Origin of the sequence: Neoroseomonas oryzicola (assembly GCF_012163135.1) — a bacterium.
In the GTDB taxonomy this organism is placed as follows: domain Bacteria; phylum Pseudomonadota; class Alphaproteobacteria; order Acetobacterales; family Acetobacteraceae; genus Neoroseomonas; species Neoroseomonas oryzicola.
Window position 1 is genome coordinate 342,906 of sequence record NZ_JAAVUP010000003.1, and the last position, 15,072, is coordinate 357,977.

10 protein-coding genes are annotated in these 15,072 nt (G+C 71.3%); 5 read left to right on the plus strand and 5 right to left on the minus strand.

Going from position 1 to position 15,072, the window contains the following annotated elements:
* Positions 1–2: 2 nt before the first annotated feature.
* From GWK15_RS13190 to arsJ, 3 genes are read left to right on the plus strand one after another with little or no spacing between them, the layout of a single operon-like run.
* On the plus strand, positions 3–863 hold the full coding sequence (locus GWK15_RS13190; RefSeq protein WP_168041794.1) for a metalloregulator ArsR/SmtB family transcription factor: 861 nt from the start codon (positions 3–5) through the stop codon (positions 861–863).
* Positions 860–1,903: an ArsJ-associated glyceraldehyde-3-phosphate dehydrogenase gene (locus GWK15_RS13195; protein ID WP_168041795.1), complete on the plus strand. Its 1,044-nt coding sequence runs from the start codon at positions 860–862 to the stop codon at positions 1,901–1,903. The genes GWK15_RS13190 and GWK15_RS13195 overlap by 4 nt, the downstream gene beginning before the upstream one ends.
* A gap of 4 nt (positions 1,904–1,907) precedes the next feature.
* Entirely contained in the window at positions 1,908–3,152 is a 1,245-nt protein-coding gene (gene arsJ / locus GWK15_RS13200) for an organoarsenical effux MFS transporter ArsJ (protein ID WP_338147245.1), read from the plus strand.
* Between the two features lie 255 nt (positions 3,153–3,407).
* Here the strand turns inward: arsJ and GWK15_RS13205 are convergent, their stop codons facing one another.
* Positions 3,408–4,013, minus strand: coding sequence for a TetR/AcrR family transcriptional regulator (locus GWK15_RS13205; RefSeq protein WP_168041797.1), 606 nt, complete (start codon positions 4,011–4,013; stop codon positions 3,408–3,410).
* 122 nt (positions 4,014–4,135) lie between these two features.
* Here GWK15_RS13205 and GWK15_RS13210 point away from each other — a divergent pair, with 122 nt between their 5' ends.
* Together GWK15_RS13210 and GWK15_RS13215 are read left to right on the plus strand one after the other, a co-directional pair.
* Positions 4,136–5,311, plus strand: coding sequence for an efflux RND transporter periplasmic adaptor subunit (locus GWK15_RS13210; protein ID WP_168041798.1), 1,176 nt, complete (start codon positions 4,136–4,138; stop codon positions 5,309–5,311).
* A gap of 65 nt (positions 5,312–5,376) precedes the next feature.
* Entirely contained in the window at positions 5,377–8,565 is a 3,189-nt protein-coding gene (locus tag GWK15_RS13215) for an efflux RND transporter permease subunit (protein WP_168041799.1), read from the plus strand.
* Positions 8,566–8,924: 359 nt separating this feature from the next.
* Here GWK15_RS13215 and GWK15_RS13220 read toward each other — a convergent pair whose 3' ends face one another.
* The 4 genes from GWK15_RS13220 to kdpB form a co-directional block, all read right to left on the minus strand.
* On the minus strand, positions 8,925–9,653 hold the full coding sequence (locus GWK15_RS13220) for a response regulator (protein WP_168041800.1): 729 nt from the start codon (positions 9,651–9,653) through the stop codon (positions 8,925–8,927).
* A complete protein-coding gene (locus GWK15_RS13225; protein WP_168041801.1) occupies positions 9,650–12,310 on the minus strand; it encodes a sensor histidine kinase in 2,661 nt (886 codons plus the stop codon). The genes GWK15_RS13220 and GWK15_RS13225 overlap by 4 nt, the downstream gene beginning before the upstream one ends.
* Positions 12,311–12,414: 104 nt before the next feature.
* On the minus strand, positions 12,415–12,969 hold the full coding sequence (gene kdpC, locus GWK15_RS13230) for a potassium-transporting ATPase subunit KdpC (RefSeq protein WP_168041802.1): 555 nt from the start codon (positions 12,967–12,969) through the stop codon (positions 12,415–12,417).
* Positions 12,970–12,971: 2 nt separating this feature from the next.
* The gene (gene kdpB / locus GWK15_RS13235) at positions 12,972–15,041 is read right to left on the minus strand and encodes a potassium-transporting ATPase subunit KdpB (protein ID WP_168041803.1); all 2,070 of its coding nucleotides are present in this window, start codon (positions 15,039–15,041) and stop codon (positions 12,972–12,974) included.
* Positions 15,042–15,072 lie beyond the last annotated feature (31 nt).

The window sequence follows — 15,072 nt, forward strand, 5'->3', positions numbered from 1 at the left end:
TCATGGAATCATCAACGGCTGCCTTCGCCTTTGCCGCCCTGGGCCAGGAGACGCGCCTCGATCTGCTGCGGGTGCTGCTCGCGGCCGGGCCGAGCGGGCTCGCCGCCGGTGACATCGCCGCGCGGCTTGGCGTGCCGCCCTCGACGCTGTCCTTTCACCTCCGCGCGCTGGACCAGGCCGGGCTCATCGCGGCGACCCGGCAGGGGCGCAGCCTGATCTACGCCGCGCAGGTCGATCGCCTGCGCGCCCTGCTGACCTTCCTGTCCGATGCCTGCTGCGACGGTGATCCGGCGCGCTGCGGCGACCTGCACCGCCTGTTCGACGCCCCCAGGGAGACCGTCCGGATGACACCGGCGACCTTCAATGTCCTGTTTCTCTGCACGCGCAACTCGGCCCGGTCGATCATGGCCGAGTCGATCCTGAACGACATCGGGCAGGGCCGCTTCCGCGCCTTCTCGGCCGGTTCCGAGCCGCTGCCGACCGGCCCGCTGCCCGAGGTCCTCGCGCAACTCAAGGCGATCGGCCACGACGTCTCCGGGTTGCGCTCCAAGTCCTGGGACGGGTTCACCGGACCGGATGCCGCGCGGATGGATTTCGTCATCGCCCTGTGTGACACGTTGAACCTTCAGGCCTGCCCGGATTTCGAGGGAACCCACGTCACCGCCGCCTGGCCGCTGCCCGACCCGGCGAAGTTTTCCGGCACGGTGACGGAGCGGGCGACGCTGCTGAACGAGCTCTATGCGGCGCTGCACCGACGCCTCGGGATCTTCACCAGCCTGCCCTTCGGCGCGGTGGACCGCATGGCGCTGAAGGCGCGCCTGGACGAACTGGCGCAGCCGCTCACCGCGGGGGCCCGGGCATGAGGGTCGGCATCAACGGCATGGGTCGCATCGGGCGGCTCGCCCTGCGCGCGGCGATGGGCGCTGCCGAACGCCCCGGTGACGATCCGCGAGCGGGCAACCGCCTCGACGTGGTGCACGTGAATGAGATCAAGGGAGGCGTCGCTGCCACGGCGCACCTGCTGGAATTCGACAGCGTCCAGGGGCGCTGGCGCACGGCCATCGAGGCCGAGGACAACGCCGCCATCCGCATCGGCAATCGCCGCCTGACCTTCAGCGCGCATGCGAAGCCCGGCGAGATCCCCTGGGGCAACCTCGGGGTGGACCTGGTGCTGGAGTGCACCGGCAGGTTCCTCGCGCCAGAGACGCTGCAGGGCCATCTCGACCGCGGCGCGAAGCGCGTGATCGTCGCCGCCCCCGTGAAGTTCGACAGCGTGCTGAACGTGGTCGTGGGGGTGAACCACGGCCTCTATGACCCGGCGCGGCACCCGATCGTGACCGCGGCCTCCTGCACCACCAACTGCCTCGCGCCGGTCGTGAAGGTCGTGCATGAGGCCATCGGCATCCGCCACGGCCAGATCACCACCATCCACGACCCGACCAACACCAACGTCGTGGTCGACGCGCCCCACAAGGACCTGCGGCGGGCCCGCAGTGCGATGCTGTCCCTGCAACCCACGACGACCGGCAGCGCGACAGCAATCGCGCTGATCTATCCCGAGCTGAAAGGCAAGCTGAACGGCCATGCCGTGCGCGCCCCGGTCCTCAACGCCTCCCTGACCGACTGCGTCTTCGAGATGCGGCGGGAGACCAGCGCCGAGGAGGTGAACGCGCTCTTCCGCGCCGCCGCTGCCGGCCCACTCGCCGGCATCCTGGGCTTCGAGACGCGCCCCCTGGTCTCGGCCGACTATGCCCGCGATACCCGCAGCAGCATCGTCGATGCGCCGTCCACCATGGTCACCGACGGCACGCTGCTGAAGGTCTATGCCTGGTACGACAACGAGATGGGCTACGCCTGCCGCATGGTGGACCTCGCCTGCCACATGCAGGCCGTCGGGATTTGACGGCGTGAGCAGCACTGCCGCCGCCGCGTCGCACGGCACGCGCAACTACGTCATCGTGACGCTCGCCTATTGGGGCTTCACGCTGACCGATGGCGCGCTGCGGATGCTGGTGCTGCTGCACTTCTTCCGGCTCGGCTACTCGCCCTTCACGCTCGCCTTCCTGTTCCTGCTCTACGAGGCCGCAGGGATCGCTGCGAACCTGATCGGCGGGTGGCTTGCCACGCGCTTCGGCATCGCGCGCATGCTTGCTGTGGGGCTGATCACGCAGATTCTGGGCTTCCTGCTGCTCTCGGCGGTTTCGCCGGAGTGGGGCGCGGCGCTGTCGGTGGCCTGGGTGGTGGTGGCGCAGGGCATTTGCGGCGTGGCGAAGGACCTCACCAAGACGGCGTCGAAATCCGCCATCAAGCTGACGGCCGGCGAGGCGTCCCGGCGGCTGTTCAAATGGGTCGCGTTCTTCACCGGCAGCAAGAACGCGATGAAGGGCGCGGGCTTCTTCCTGGGCGGGGCACTGCTCGAGGCGCTCGGCTTCCGCGGCGCGCTTTGGGCCATGGCCACGGCGCTGGCGCTGGTGCTGGCGGGCGTCGTGCTGTCGCTGCCGCCTTTGATGGGCAAAGCCAAGGCGTCGAAATCGGCGAAGGAGCTCTTCGCCAAGAACCAAGGCATCAACCTTCTCGCCGCCGCGCGCGTCTTCCTGTTCGGCGCGCGCGATGTCTGGTTCGTCGTCGGCCTGCCCGTATTCCTGTATGCGAGTGGCTGGACCTTCACCATGGTCGGCGGCTTCCTTGCTCTCTGGACGATCGGCTACGGCGCGATCCAGGCCTCCGCGCCGGCATTGGTCCGCCGCAGCGAGGACGGACTCTCGGCGGAGGTGCCGGCGGCCCGGGCTTGGTCGCTGGCGCTGGCGACAGTCCCGGCGGCGCTCGCGATGATGACGCTGGCCGGGGTGCCGCGGGCGGATGTCTTCGTGCCGATCGGACTTTGCGTCTTCGGCGTGCTGTTCGCGGTGAACTCCGCGGTGCACTCCTATCTCGTGCTGGCTTATGCGGGCAGCGAGAAGGCGGCGGAGGATGTCGGGTTCTACTACGCCGCCAATGCCGCGGGGCGGTTCGGCGGCATCCTGCTGTCGGGGCTGCTCTATGGGTGGGGTGGACTCACCGCGTGCCTGGCTGGCGCGGGTGCCATGCTCACGGTGTGCTGGGTCTTCACGCTGGCCTTGCCAAGCCGGCAAACGCATGCGGGCGTGGCGTAACGCTGGACGCCCCTTCCGAAGCCAACAGGTCGGCGACGGTTCGAATCCCGGTGCACGCCCTCCGCCGGATGCATCGGCGGATCGAAGCGCTCACCTCCAGCCGGCGCACTCTCCCCCCGGTCCAGAATTCACAGCTTTCGCACCCAGAATTTCCACCGTCGTCAGTGCATGGGCGACCCCCGGGGCTGACCGAGCCAGGATCCCAAGCCCGGCGAGCGGGATCCGGCTGGCGGCCGATCGGCGATCCGCAATGCGCTACTCGGAATTGCAGGGCGGCCGCGCGGACGCCAGGCCCGCCTCGATCAGCAGGCTCCCGCATTGGCGAAGCGTATCCGCGGCGCGTGCTTCACCAAGATAGCTCCGCGAGGCAATCGCACCCTCGATGACGACCGACAGTTGGTCAGCCAATGCCACCGGGTCCTTCGCGCCCGCCTGCTCGGCGAGGCTGCGGATGCGCTCGTGGCAGCCCTGCTTGAAGGCGGCGACAACCTTGTAGGTCGGATGTTCCGGGTCGCGGAACTCCGCCTGGGCCAGCAGCATCGGGCAGCCGCAGACGCCGGGCGCCGCGACCTCGACGGCCGTCGCCTCGATCAGGGCGCGGAGCCGCCCGGCCGCGTCCTGCGCCTGGGCCAGCGATTCATCCAGCCAGGCATCATGCTCCGCCGCATCCTCGGCGAGGATCGCGGCCACCAGGGCATCCTTGCTCGGGAAGGCGCGGTAGAGGCTCATCTTCGTGGCCTCGGCCACGCGGCAGACTTCCTCGACGCCGGTGGCGCGGATGCCCTGGCGTTCGAACAATTCCCGGGCCGCGTCCTGGATGCGTTCGGCGGCCTTCGGTTTGGCGGCGGCGGGGCCGGCCATGGCGATCAACCCTCCTTTTGCTGCACCGGAAAATTCGGCACCGCACAAAAAGGCACTTGATGATACCGACCGGTCACTCTATCTGGGACGGACCGGTCGGTATCATTCGTCGGAGATAGGCCATGACCTCCCCCTCGCGCAAGGCCCCCGCGCCCACGATAAGCCTCTGGACGTCATGGCTGGCCCGCATCCAGGGCGCGGCCGTCGGCGCCGCCATCACCGCCGCCGCACCCGTCGCCCTGGCGCAGCCTGCGCCCCCGCCGGTGACGGTGGCCGCGCCGCTGTCCCGCCCGGTCACCGAGTGGCAGGAACACGCGGCGCGCATCGAACCCTCCGCCCGCGTCGAGCTTCGCGCCCGGGTCTCCGGCCAGGTGGACCAGGTGCATTTCACCGACGGCGCCATCGTCCGGGCCGGCGACCTGCTGTTCACGCTCGACCAGCGTCCCTTCCAGATCGCGCTCGAGACCGCGCGGGCGGAGGTGGCGCGCAACGAGGCGCGGCTGCTGCTCGCCGAACAGCAGGTCGCGCGCTACGAGCCCCTCGCGGCCAGTCGGATCGCGCCGCAGGCGGAACTCGATTCCCGCCGCTCGGCGCTGCGCGAGGCCCAGGCGGGCCTCGCCGCCGCCCGCGCCGCAGAGCGCCAGGCAGAACTGGACCTCGAATTCACCGAGATCCGCGCGCCGCGCCCGGGCCGCGTCAGCGACCGTCGCGTCGATGCCGGCAACCTGGTCCAGCAGGGCCAGACGGTGCTGACGACCCTGCTCGCACTCGACCCTGTGTATGTCACCTTCGACCCCAGCGAGGCCGAGTATCTCCGTCAGGCCCGATCGGCCCGCGCCGGGCTGCGCGGCACCAGCCTGCCGGTGCAGCTCCGCCTGCTGGATGAGGCGGAGTTCAGCCGCGAAGGCCGGGTCGATTTCGTGGACAGCGCCTTCGATGCGCGCAGCGGCACCATCCGCGTCCGCGCCGTGGTGCCGAACCCGGACCTGTTCCTGACCCCCGGCAGCTTCGCCCGCATCCGACTCTCTACGGGCGAGGAGCCCTCGCTGCTGGTGCCCGATGCCTCGGTGATGGCGGACCAGACCGGGCGCATGGTGCTGACGGTCGCCGCCGACGGCACCGTGACGCCGCGCCAGGTGCGGCTCGGGCCTCTCAGTGACGGCCTGCGGGTCGTGCGCAGCGGCTTGGCGCCGGAGGATCGCGTCATCATCGGCGGCCTGCACCGCGCGAGGCCAGGCATGCGCGTGACGGCGGAGCAGGGCCGCATCGGCCCGAGCCCGATCGCCTCGGCCGACTGACCTCACCGCCCATCCCGCACCCAGGCTGCGCGCATCGCACGCGGCCACGCCCAAGGCATGCCCCGATGCGCCTCGCCCGCTTCTTCATCGACCGCCCGGTCTTCGCCGCGGTCATCTCCATCGCCATCACGCTGGTTGGCGCGATCACCGCCTTCCGCCTGCCGATCTCGGAATACCCCGAGATCGCGCCGCCCAGCGTGACGATCACCGCGATGTATCCCGGCGCCTCGGCCGAGACGATCGCGGAGACCGTCGCCGGCCCGATCGAGCAGGAGGTGAACGGGGTGGACGGCATGCTCTACCTCTCCTCCCAGTCGACCGGCGACGGGCGGCTGACCGTGACCGTGGTGTTCCGCCAGGGTGTGAACGGCGACCAGGCGCAGGTGCTGGTGCAGAACCGCGTTGCGGTGGCCGAACCGCGCCTGCCGGAGGAGGTCCGTCGCCTCGGCATTACCGTGCGCAAGGCGAGCCCGGACTTCCTGATGGTGGTGCACGTCACCTCCCCGGATGGCAGCCGCGACCATGAGTACATCTCGAACTTCGCGACGCTGAACATCAAGGACCGGATCGCGCGCATCGACGGCGTCGGCGATGCCCAGATGTTCGGCGCGCGTGACTATGCGATGCGCATCTGGCTCGACCCCGACCGCATCGCCGCGCGCGGCCTGACGGCAGGCGAGGTGGTTGAGGCGCTCCGTCGGTCCAACGTGCAGGTCGCGGCCGGCGCGCTCGGCCAGGCGCCGCGCGCGGCGAACGCCGGTGCCTTCGAATTCTCGGTCCTGACCCAGGGCCGGCTGGCCACCCCCGAGGCCTTCGGCGAGCAGATCATCGCCACCGGCGAGAACGGCGCGCCGCTGCGCCTGCGCGACGTCGCGCGGGTCGAGATCGGCGCGGCGGACTACACGGTGAACGCGCTGCTGAACAACCAGCTCGCCACCGCGATCGGCGTCTTCCAGCGCCCGGGGAGCAACGCCTTGCAGACCGCCGCCGCGGTGCGCGCGGCGATGGCGGAGGCCGCACGCAGCTTCCCGCCCGGCATCGGCTACAGCATCGTCTACGACCCGACGCGCTTCATCGCGCAGAGCATGGAGGCGGTGCTCCATACCTTCCTTGAGGCGATCGTGCTGGTCGTGCTCGTCGTCATCCTGTTCCTGCAGAACTGGCGCGCGGCGGTGATCCCGCTGCTGGCCATCCCGGTCTCCATCATCGGCACCTTCGCGATCCTGCTGGCGCTGGGCTTCACGTTGAACACGCTGACCATGTTCGGCCTGATCCTGGCGATCGGCATCGTCGTGGACGACGCGATCGTGGTGGTGGAGAACGCGGAGCGGCACATGGCGGGCGGGCTGTCTCCGCTGGAGGCCGCCCGCAAGACCATGGACGAGGTCGGCTTCGCGCTGATCGCCATCGCGCTGGTGCTGGTCGCGGTCTTCGTGCCGACCGCCTTCATCCCCGGCATCTCGGGCGCCTTCTACAAGCAGTTCGCGGTGACGATCTCGGTCGCGACGCTGCTCTCGGCCGTGGTGTCGCTCACGCTCTCGCCGGCGCTGGCGGCGATCCTGCTGAAGCCGCATGCGCATCACGACGGCCCGAGCCCGCTGCTGCTGCGGCCCTTCGGCGCCTTCGCGCGCGGTTTCAACTGGCTGTTCGACCGGATGTCGCTCGGCTACGGCGCGCTGACACGGCGACTGATCCGCATCCCCGTGCTGCTGATGCTGATCTATGGCGGGCTGCTGGCGGCGACGGGCTGGACGGTGACCTCCACGCCGACGGGGCTGATCCCGCCACTCGATCGCGGGTACTTCATCGCTGCCTTCCAGCTGCCGCCGGGCGCCAACCTCGCGCGCACCGATGCGGTGATCCGCCGCGCCTCGGACGCGATCCTGGCGACGCCTGGCATCGAGAGCGCCGTCGCCTTTGTCGGCTTCGACGGCGCGACCTTCACCAACGCGCCCAATGCCGGCGTGGTCTTCGCGACGCTCAGGCCCTTCGAGGATCGCGCCGCGCTGGGCCTGACCGCGGGCGGCATCCTCGCCGACCTCCAGGGGCGGCTGATGGGCGATCCCGATGCGATGGTCTTCGTGCTGGCACCGCCCTCGGTGCCCGGCATCGGCACTGGCGGCGGCTTCAAGCTGATGATCCAGGACCGGGGCGGGCGCGGCCCGCAGGCGATGGAGGCCGCGCTGCATGCGGTGATGGGCGCCGCGAACCAGACGCCCGGCATCGCCTTCGCGTTCAGCCTGTTCAACACCTCGACGCCACAGATCCGCACCGACATCGATCGCGCGCGAGCGGAGATGCTCGGCGTGCCGGTCAGCCGGGTGCACGAGGCGATGAGCGTCTATCTCGGCTCGGCCTTCGTGAACGACTTCAACCTGCTGGGCCGTACCTGGCGCGTTACCGCCCAGGCCGATGCGCAGTACCGCACGGGGGCGGAGGATATCGCCCGGCTGCGCACCCGCAGCGATGGCGGGGCGATGGTGCCGCTCGGCAGCCTCGCGACCTCCCAGGAGACCTCCGGCCCGTACCGGATGCCGCGCTACAACCTGTATCCCGCGGTCGAGCTGCAGGGGGCGGCGCTGCCGGGCGTCTCGACCGGCCAGGCGATCGCCATCATGGAGCGCGTGTTGGCGGAGACCTTGCCGGAAGGCTTCGGCTACGAATGGACCGAGATCGCGCTGCAGGAGAAGATGGTCGGCAACACCGCGCCGATCGCCTTCGGCCTTGCGGTGGTCTTCGTCTTCCTCGTGCTGGCGGCGATGTACGAAAGCTGGCTGCTGCCGCTCGCCATCGTGCTGATTGCGCCGATGTCGGTGCTGGCGGCGCTGATGGGCGTACGCTGGGCCGGGCTCGACAACAATGTTCTGGTGCAGGTCGGACTGGTGGTTCTGGTCGGCCTCGCGGCGAAGAACGCCATCCTGATCGTCGAATTCGCCCGCGCGGCGGAAGATGAGGGTGCGTCGCGCTGGGAAGCGGCGGTTGCTGCCGCCCGCACGCGCCTGCGGCCGATCCTGATGACCAGCCTCGCCTTCATCCTCGGCGTGCTGCCCCTGACCATCGCGACGGGGGCCGGTGCCGAGATGCGGCAGAGCCTTGGTGTCGCGGTGTTCTACGGCATGCTGGGCGTCACCGTGTTCGGCCTGCTGTTCACGCCGGTCTTCTACGTCGTCGCCCGCAGGATGGCGCGGCGGCGGGCACGGCAGGCGTCCGGGCACCCCGCGGGTCCTGCGGAGGTGAACGCATCGGAGCCCTGAGTCATCGCTGAAGAAATGTCGTCTCTGCGGCGCTGCTTCATTGACCGGCCCGGATGTGATCGGCGCCGGTCGAGACCCGGCGGCCACCTCTGACCGCGATGGCGCGCCAGAGAACTTCCGTCCCCGGTTCCCACCGCTGCTCCAATCTTCTCTCCCACCACCTGGCTCTCATGGTTGCGGCACCGCGCCGAGGCGCGGGTTTGGCCGGGGTTCTCGCACGGACCTCGAGGGGTCGAGGGCGGAACCAGCGCGGAATTCGGGGCACGGAGACCGGAGAGTCTCCGAACCTCGAGGGTCGTCCCAGCACGGTCTCGTCGCGGATGCTGGCACTGGAGACGAGCTGGGACCTGCCGCATGCGTCAGTGGTCGTCCGTGCCAAAGCGATAGCCGACGCCCGGCTCGGTGCGGATCAAGCGTGATGCGGCGCCGAGCTTCTGCCGGAGGTGGCCGACATAGACGCGAAGGTACTGGGTCTCCTCCGCATGGGCCGGCCCCCAGACGGATGTCAGAAGCTGGCGGTGGGTGATCACCCTTCCCTCGCCACCGCGCACCAAGGCCGCTAGCAGATCCCACTCTCTCGGCGTGAGCTTCAGCGGTTCGCCATCTTCGACACGAGCCGTGCGTCGGGCGAAATCGACTTCCAGGCCGCCCACGCGGACGACCGTCTCCGGCACCTCAGGCAGGTGCCGCCCCACGCGGCGAAGTGCGGCACGGATTCGGGCGAGCAGCTCGCCGAGTGCGAAGGGCTTCTCGACGTAGTCGTCGCCGCCGGCGTCCAGCGCGTCAACCTTCTCGGCCTCCTGATCGCGCGCCGACAGGATCACGATCGGCGCCTGCGTGAACCCACGCAGCTTCGGGATCGCCGTCTTGCCGTCGCCGTCCGGCAGACCGAGGTCGAGCAGCACCAATGCCGGCGACCGCTCGGCGGCGACCCGCAGCCCCTCGGCCACCGTCTCGGCCCGAAGCGGCTTGTAGCCAGCGGCCTCGAGTGCGGGGGCCAGGAAGCGGTGGATCTGCGGCTCGTCGTCCACGACGAGAATGCGTGGCCGGGTCGCGTCGGCGACGCGCGGAGACGTCTTCTCACTCATCCGCCGGGGAACCTAACCACCATCCGCGTCCCGCTTCCGTCCGGCTTCACCGGGCTCTCGGCCGCGATCCGCCCGCCCATGGCCTGCACCAGCCCGCGGCAGATGGCCAGCCCCAGCCCGCTGCCCGCCCCGACGCGGTCCGTGCGGGTCGCGCGGAAGAACGGGTCGAAGACTCGATGCAAATCCTCGCGCGGGATGCCCGGACCGTCATCCTCGATCGCGATCGCCACCTCCGGCCCCTCCCGGCTCAGGCGAAGCACCACCCGGCCCGCGGGTCCGGAGAATTTCAGCGCGTTGTCGAGCAGATTGGCCAGCACCTGGTCGAGCAGCGCAGGATCGAGGCGTGGCGCCGTGGCCCGCGATGCGAGGTCGAGGACCACCTCGCGGCCATGCGCCCGGACCGCCCGGGCGGCCGCCGTCTCCAGCGCGTCGGCGAGGTCCACCGTCTCCCGCCGCGGCGCGATCTGGCGGTTCTCGATGCGCACCATGTCGAGGATGTTCGAGATCCAGCGCGACAGCCGTTCGGTTTCCTCCTCGGCGGTCGCGAGGAGATCGGCGCGCGTCTCTTCCGAAAGCGCAGGGCCTGCCGTTCGCAGCGTACCGATCGCGCCCCGGATCGAGGTGAGCGGCGTCTTCAGGTCGTGGCCGAGCGAGGTGAGAAGGGCGGTGCGCAGCGCCTCGGTCTCCGCACGGGCCTCGCCGCGGGCCCGCTCCTCCATGAGTTCCGCCCGTTCCAACGCGACCGCGGCCTGGTCGAGCAGGGCATCGAGAGCCCGGTCGGCCTCGCCGTCCAGCGGCCCGGCTTCCTCCGGCAGACGCAGCCCGACCAGCCCCGCCAGCCCGTGCGCCGTGCGCATCGGCCGGAACTGCCAGGCGGCCGCGGGCAAGGTATCGGTGCCGCGTCCGGCCGGGCGCCGGTTGGCGGCCGACCAGCGCGCCGCGGCCATGCTCGCGTCGTCGGGCTCGGCCTCGATCGGCACGCTGGCCCGCAGGACCGGCTCCGGGGCGCTCTCACCCGGCAGCGGCGGCAGGAGCAGCAGGACGCAGGCGGGCCCGCCGGCGATGCGCGACGCCTCCTCCGCGATGGCGAGCACGAGGTCGCCCTTGTCGCCCGGCGCGCCGAGCCGGCGGCTGAACTCCACGAGCCGGCGCAGGCCGAGCATGCGCGCCCGCGCTGCCCGGACGGAGCGGCCGAGGCCGCCCGTCGTGCCGGCCAGCAGCAAGGCGACGAGGGCGAACACGACGACGCCGACGACGTCCTGCGGGCCGGCGATCGTCAGGGTGTAGCGCGGCGGCAGGAACAGGAAGTTCCAGGCCAGGAAGGAGAGTGCGGCGGCGAAGGCGCCCTGGATCGGCCCGAACCCCACCGCCGCCGCGACGATCGGCACCAGATAGACCATGCCGAGGGCGCCCTCCGGCACGGCTCCGTCGAAGGCAATGCCGACCGCGGTCGCCGCCGCGACGAGAACCGGCGTCGCCGCCCAGCCGGTCCAGCCCGGCAGCGCGCGAGGTTCCGCGCGGAGGCGCCGTGGCGTCCGGGCCGGCTCCGGCACCAGGTGCAGCGTGAAGTCGGTGGCGTCGCGGAGCAGCGTCGCCGACAGCGTCCGCCCTGTCATGCGCCGCCACCAGCCCGGACGGCCGCGCCCGATCACCAGATGCGTCGCGTTGCGGGCCCGCGCCTCACGCAGGATGGCGATGGGAAGGTCGGCGGCGGCGGTGGTTTCGGTCTGCGCGCCGAGCCGCTCGGCCAGGCGCAGCGCCGGGCCCGGATCCGCGGAGGCATCCGCGGTATCCTGCTCGACATGCAGCGCGACGAGCGGCGCCTTCAACGCATCCGCCACGCGCCGTGCCTCGCGCACCACCAGTTCGGCCGACGGATCCGCGCCGATCAGGGCCATGACGCGGTCGCCGGCCGGCCAGGGGCCGGCGATGGCGTTCGCCCGCATGTATCCGGTGACGTCGGCATCCACGCGCTCGGCCGTGCGGCGCAGCGCCATCTCCCGCAGCGCGGCGAGGTTGCCTTCCTTGAAGAAGCCGCGCAGCGCCCGGCTCGCCTGGTCGGGGCGATAGATGCGACCCTGGCGCATGCGCTCGATCAACTCGGCGGGCGGGATGTCGATCAGTTCGACGGCGTCCGCCTCGGCCAGCATACGGTCGGGCACGGTTTCCGCCACGCGGACGCCGGTGATGCGCGCCACGGCCTCCGACAGGCTCTCGAGGTGCTGGACGTTCATCGTCGTCCAGACCTCGATGCGGGCCTCGCGCAGCTCCTCCACGTCCTGCCAGCGCTTGGGGTGCCTGCTGCCCGTCACATTCGTGTGCGCCAGCTCGTCGAGCAGCAGGATATGCGGGCGCCGTGCCAGCGCCGCATCGAGGTCGAATTCCTCCAGCGCCTGGCCCCGGTAATCGATGCGGCTGCGCGGCAGGATCGGGAGGTCGCCGATCGCCGCCTGGGTCTCCGCGCGGCCATGGGTCTCGACGATGCCGACCACCACGTCCGATCCGCCGGCGCGGCGGCGATGCGCCTCGGCGAGCATCTCCATCGTCTTGCCGACACCGGGCGCGGCGCCGAGGAACACCTTCAGCCGCCCGCGACCCTCCCGCCGCGCAAGCGCCAGCAGGGCTTCGGGATCGGGGCGGGCTGGGTCAGCAGGCATCGGCCGCAGGATAGCAGGGCGGTGGCCGGCCGTGCGGTGGTTGTGCCGGCGCGCACGGAAGGGCCGAGTGGGGGCGCTGCGCGGAAGCCATCAGGGCATGGCGCTCAGCGCAGCGCGTCGAGCGCCAGGTTGAGGCGCAGCACGTTCACGCGCGGCTCCCCCAGCAGTCCGAATTGCCGGCCCTCGGTCTGGCGCGCGACGAGGTCCGCCACGCGGGCCTCCGGCAGGCCACGGGCGGCCGCGATGCGCGGCACCTGGCGCGCGGCGTTCTCCGGGCTGATGTGCGGGTCGAGGCCGGAGCCCGACGCGGTGGCGGCGTCCGCAGGCACCGGCCCGCCGCCCGCCGCTGCGACGCGCTCCGTCACCGCCTCGAGCAGCGCCGCCGATGTCGGTCCGAGTTGCGACGCCGCCGAGGCGACCGCGTTGTAGGGGTCGGGCGTCGTCGCGGAGGGGCGCGGGTGGAAGTAGCGCTCCGAGGCGAAATTCTGGCCGAGCAGCGCCGAACCGACGACCCGGCCGTCGCGCTCCAGGAGGCTGCCGCCGGCCTCGTCCGGGAAGACCACGCCGGCGATCCCGGTGAAAGCGAGCGGCACGGCCAGGCCGAGCAGCAGCGTGAAGAGCCCGACGACGGCGAGGGCGGGGCGGAGGAGAGCGGTCATGGTCAGGCAATCCCGAGCAGGACGAGGATGACGTCGATGATCTTGATCCCGAGGAACGGCGCGGCGACGCCGCCCAGACCGTAGATCAGCAGGTTGCGCCGCAGCAGCGCGGCCGCGCCGACCGGCACGTAGCGCACCCCGCGGAGCGCCAGCGGCACGAGCGCCACGATGATCAGCGCGTTGAAGATGACGGCCGAGAGGATGGCGCTCTCGGGCGAGGCGAGGCCCATCACGTTCAGCGCGCCGAGCTCGGGGTAGGATGCGACGAAGATCGCCGGCAGGATCGCGAAGTACTTCGCGACGTCGTTGGCGATGGAGAAGGTGGTCAGCGCGCCACGGGTGATCAGCAGCTGCTTGCCGATCTCCACCACCTCGATCAGCTTGGTCGGATCGCTGTCGAGATCGACCATGTTGCCGGCCTCGCGCGCCGCCTGGGTGCCGGTCTGCATGGCCAGTCCGACATCGGCCTGCGCCAGCGCGGGCGCGTCGTTGGTGCCGTCGCCCGCCATGGCAACCAGGCGGCCTTCCGCCTGCGCCTCGCGGATGTAGGCGAGCTTGTCCTCGGGCGTGGCCTCCGCGATGAAGTCGTCCACGCCCGCCTCGGCGGCGATGGCCGCAGCTGTGAGCCGGTTGTCGCCGGTCACCATCACCGTTCGGATGCCCATCTTCCGCAGCGCGTCGAAGCGGGCGCGCATGCCGGTCTTGACGATGTCCTTCAGCTCGATCGCGCCGAGAAGTTGCCCGTTCCGGGCAACGGCCAGCGGCGTGCCGCCGGCGCGCGCGATGCGCTCCACGGCGGCGCGCAGCTCGGGCGGCGCTTCCCCGCCGAGGCTGCGCAGCAGAGCGTCCACGGCGCCCTTGCGGTAGGCGCCATGCGGCAGGTCGAGGCCGGAGATGCGCGTCTGTGCCGTGAAGGGAATCACCCGAGCACCCTCGGGCAGCGCCGGCGTCTCGATGCCGTGCCGCTCCCGCGCGAAGGCGAGGATGGAGCGGCCCTCCGGCGTCTCGTCCGCGAGGCTCGACAGCACGGCGGCCTCTGCCACGTCGCGCTCGGTCACGCCGGGCACCGGGATGAACCCTGCCGCCTGCCGGTTCCCAAGCGTGATCGTCCCGGTCTTGTCGAGCAGCAGCACGTCCACGTCGCCCGCCGCCTCCACCGCGCGGCCGCTGGTCGCCAGCACGTTGAAGCGAACCAGGCGGTCCATCCCCGCGATGCCGATGGCCGAGAGCAGGCCGCCGATCGTCGTCGGGATCAGCGTGACCAGCAGCGCGGCCAGCACCGGCACCGAGGGCGGCGTGCCGTTCCAGCTCGCGAGCCCCACCAGCGTCGCCACCGCGATCAGGAAGATGATCGTCATGCCGGCGAGCAGGATGTCGAGCGCGATCTCGTTCGGCGTCTTCTGCCGGGCTGCGCCTTCCACGAGGGCGATCATCCGATCAAGGAAGGTGGAGCCGGGTGCGGCGGTGATGCGCACCACGATCCAGTCGGAGACGACGAGCGTGCCGCCGGTGACCGCGCTGCGGTCGCCGCCGCTCTCCCGGATCACCGGCGCGCTCTCGCCGGTCACCGCGGCCTCGTTCACGCTGGCGATGCCCTCCACCACCTCACCGTCGGAGGGGATCAGGTCGCCGGCCTCGACCAGCACCAGATCGCCGACGCGCAGTTCCGTCGCGGCGCGCGGCTGCCACAGCGCGCGGTCGTCGGCGCGCAGCAGGAGCTTTGCCTGCGCCTCGGTCCGCGCCCGGCGGAGGCTGTCGGCCTGGGCGCGGCCGCGGCCCTCCGCCACTGCCTCGGCGAAGGTGGCGAACAGCACGGTCAGCCAGAGCCAGAGGGCGATGCCGGCCTGGAAGGCCCAAGGCTCTCCCAGCACGGCGGCGCGGACCGCCAGGATCGTCACCAGGATGGAGACGACCTCGGTGACGAAGATCACGGGATTGCGCAGCAGGCGGCGCGGATCGAGCTTCACGATCGCATCCAGCATCGCGCGCCGGACGATCGGGCCGTTGAGCAGGGCGCCGCCGCGCGTCGCGCGGCGGGCCTCGCCCGGGTGGAAGGCAGGGGTGGCGTCCATCGTGGATGGCCTCAAGCGAGTTGGCCGGCCG